The 3,580-nt window shown below is 72.3% G+C and carries 3 protein-coding genes; 1 reads left to right on the forward strand and 2 read right to left on the reverse strand.

Annotation, left to right across the window (positions count from 1 at the left end; genetic code table 11):
* Nucleotides 1-113: 113 nt before the first annotated feature.
* Nucleotides 114-1,586 (reverse strand): MFS transporter, encoded by a 1,473-nt coding sequence (locus ACWGKQ_RS50370; protein ID WP_453298858.1) that lies wholly within the window; start codon nt 1,584-1,586, stop codon nt 114-116.
* 210 nt (nt 1,587-1,796) lie between these two features.
* Between ACWGKQ_RS50370 and ACWGKQ_RS50375 the strand changes: the two genes are divergently transcribed.
* Nucleotides 1,797-2,453, forward strand: a complete 657-nt coding sequence (locus ACWGKQ_RS50375; RefSeq protein ID WP_453298859.1) for a TetR/AcrR family transcriptional regulator — start codon at nt 1,797-1,799, stop codon at nt 2,451-2,453.
* On the opposite strand, the gene ACWGKQ_RS50380 is transcribed toward ACWGKQ_RS50375, so the two are convergent.
* On the reverse strand, nt 2,437-3,477 hold the full coding sequence (locus tag ACWGKQ_RS50380; RefSeq protein WP_453298860.1) for a zinc-dependent alcohol dehydrogenase: 1,041 nt from the start codon (nt 3,475-3,477) through the stop codon (nt 2,437-2,439). The genes ACWGKQ_RS50375 and ACWGKQ_RS50380 overlap by 17 nt on opposite strands.
* Nucleotides 3,478-3,580: the final 103 nt, after the last annotated feature.

Raw genomic sequence — 3,580 nt, forward strand, 5'->3', positions numbered from 1 at the left:
TCCGTCTTCCGGGCGGCTGACTGCCTCCGGTCAGTAAGGGCGCACGCGGTGGGGCGGGCGGCCCCCCGAAGGCTCGGCCCGCCCCACCGCTGATCACCTGCCGCGCCCGTGGCTCAGTGCACGGACTCGGCCGTGGGCTCGACCGGGGCCGGAGCGGGCTCCGGGTCCGCCGGGCGCCGGCCGGGCAGGAAGGAGGCGAGGACGAAGGCCAGCACGGCCGCGCCCGCGCCGATCGCCATGACCACCTTGAAGCCGTTCTCGGAGGGCAGGGTGGTGCCGCCGAGGTCGATGGTCAGCTGAGACAGGACCACTCCGGCAACCGCGCTGGCCACCGACGTGCCGATGGACCGCATCAGCGTGTTGAGGCTGTTCGCGGCGGCCGTCTCCGACGCCGGGACGGCACCCATGATCAGCGCGGGCATCGCGCCGTACGCGAAGCCGACACCGGCGCCGATGATGCAGGAGACCAGGATCAGGTGCCAGACCTCGGACATCAGGACGATGTTGAGGCCGTAACCCGCGGCGACGATCACCGCGCCGATCATGAGCGTGATCTTCGGGCCCCTGGACTTGGTGATGGCGGCCGAGACCGGGGCGAAGGCCATCATCACCAGCCCCTGCGGCGCCATCACCAGACCGACCGTCAGCATCGACCTGCCGAGGCCGTAACCCGTCTGGGTGGGCAGCTGGAGCAGCTGCGGGAGCACCAGGGACATCGCGAACATCGAGAAGCCGAACGCGATCGAGGCGAGGTTGGTGAACAGCACCTGGCGGCGGACCGTGGTGCGCAGGTCGACCAGCGGCTGGACGGTGCGCAGTTCGAAGAAGCCCCAGGCGAGCAGCACGGCGACCGCGAGCGCGAACAGGCCGAGCGTGGTGCCGCTCGCCCAGCCCCAGTCGGCACCCTTGGAGACGGCGAGCAGCAGCGAGACCAGGCCGACCGCGAGGCCCGCCGCGCCGACCGCGTCGAAGCGGCCGCCCGAGCGCACCTTGGACTCCGGCACCAGCAGCATCACCAGCACGAACGCGACGACACCGAGGGCGGCCGAGGTCCAGAACAGCACATGCCAGTCGTAGTGGTCCGCGATGAAGGCCGCGGTCGGCAGGCCGAGCGCGCCGCCGACGCCCAGCGAGGCACTCATCAGCGCCGTCGAGCCCGCGAGGCGCTCCGGCGGCAGTTCGTCGCGCATGATGCTGATGCCCAGCGGGACCACGGCGGCCGCGAGGCCCTGGAGGCTACGGCCGACGATCATCGGGACCAGCGAGTCGCTCAGCGCGGCCACCACCGAGCCGGAGACCAGCAGCACCAGGCTGACCAGCAGCATCAGCCGCTTGCCGAACATGTCACCGAGGCGGCCGGCCACCGGGGTGGCCACGGCGGCGGCCAGCAGGGTCGCCGTCACCGCCCAGGCGGCGTTGGACGCGGAGGCGTTCAGGTACTTCGGCAGCTCCGGGACGATCGGGATCACCAGGGTCTGCATCAGCGAGACGGTGATACCGGCCAGGGCCAGCACCGCCACCACCGCGTTCGGACTCGTTCGCGCTGGTCTCACGGACCCGGCGGGCCGGGCAGGGGCTTCGGACATGGGAGAGGGCCTCCGTAGGCAGGGCAGGGGCGACTGGCGCATTATTTAAGTCAGTCGCTTGACTTACTGTACTGGCAGGGTGTCACCGCACTTCGCGGCCCTGCCGCGTAGGCTTCTTCGGCTGGACCTCGCCGCTTTCGGGCGGGGCCCCGGTGCGGCTCACGGGACTGGCCGGTCCGGGTGGTGCTCGGTCCCGGAGCGGTGGTGGGCATGGCGGGCAGGTCGGCGCGGGCGGACCAGGTCAGCGCGACGCGGGAGGCCATCCTGAGCGCGGCGGAGCGGCTCTTCGCCGAACAGGGCGTGTACGCCGTCTCCAACCGCCAGGTCAGCGAGGCCGCCGGCCAGGGCAACAACGCGGCCGTCGGCTACCACTTCGGCACCAAGGCCGACCTGGTCCGCGCCGTCGCCGCCCGGCACTTCGACCGGATCGAGGAGATCCGGGTCCGCCTGCTGGCCGAGGTCGGCGACTCCGACGACGTGCGCGACTGGGTGGACTGCCTGGTCCGCCCGGTCACCGAACACCTCGCCGGCCTGGGCAGCCCGACCTGGTACGCCCGCTTCTGCGCCCAGGTCATGACCGACCCCGCTCTGTACGACATCATGGTCGAGGAGTCCCTCACTTCGCCGTCGCTGCGCCGGGCCGTCGACGCGCTGAACCGGCGGCTGCCGGAACTGCCCGCCGAGGTCCGCACCGAACGCGGCCTGATGGCACGGACGTTGATCCTGCACACCTGCGCCGAGCGGGAGCGCGCCCTCGCCGAGGGCACCCCCACGCCGCGCGCCACCTGGAGCGACGCGGCCACCGGGCTCACCGACGCGCTCCTCGGGCTGTGGCTGGCGCCGGTCTCCGCTACGCGTCGAAGGTGACGACGACCTTCTCCGCGGCCCCCGGCGTCAGCGCCAGCTCGAAGGCTCGGTGGACGTCGGCGAACGGGACGCGGTGGCTGATCAGCTTCGCGAACCGCTCATGGTGCTCGACCAGTTCGGGCGTGACCTCGAAGATCTCCGTCGGGTAGCCCTGCGAGGCGACGAGGGTCAGCTCGCTGCGCAGCATGCCGCCGAGGTCGATCTCGCCCTTCTTCTGCACGGCGACCATGACCAGCCTGGCGTGCCACTGGGCGTTGGCCACCACGGTGTTGAAGACCGCCGGGGCGCCGGCCGCGTCGATGAAGACGTCGGTACCGGGGCGGGGCTGGCCCAGTGCGTTGGCGCTCTGCCCGTGCAGCTCGGTCAGCCGCGCGGTGACGTCCTCCTCGGCGGAGTTGATCACGGCGTCCGCGCCCACGGCCAGCGCCTTCTCCAGCCGGGCCGGGATGACGTCGGCGACGACCACGTGCCGGACGCCCCGCAGCTTCAGCCAGATCGCCGCGCCAAGACCGATCGGTCCGGCGCCGAACACGACCACCTTGTCGTCCGGCGCGGCCTCCGAGCGGTTGACCGCGTGCCGGGACACCGCCATCGGCTCGTTCAGGGAGGCGACCTCGAACGGCACGGTGTCCGGGAACACCGCGACACTCCGGCCGACCTCGGCGTTCTCGATCAGCAGGTACTCGCTGAGGGCGCCGTACCGGCCGCCGCAGCCGATGATCCCGGTGGGCGCGTCCTGCGGGTTCACCACCACCCGGTCGCCCGTCTTGAGCCCCGTGACCTCGGCGCCGGCCTCGACGACCTCGCCGGCCGGCTCGTGGCCCAGGGCGACCGGGACCAGGTCGCCGCCCAGGTGGGCGCGGGCGGGCATGCCGCCCATGTACAGGAAGGTGACGTCGGTGCCGCAGATACCGCCCGCGCGGATCTTCAGCAGCACGTCCTTCGGGCCGGGCACGGGACGCTCGACGTCCACGACCTCGATCCGGCCGACGCCACCGGTCTGTACGGACTTCATCGTGGCCATGGGTGACTCTCGCTTTCTGGTGGTGCCGTGGAGGTGCGGCGGACCGGGTGGCCGGGGAGATGTCCCCGGCCTGTTCCTCGGGCGGGTCGCCGGGCCCGGGGGC

This window comes from Streptomyces sp. NPDC054770, assembly GCF_053611985.1.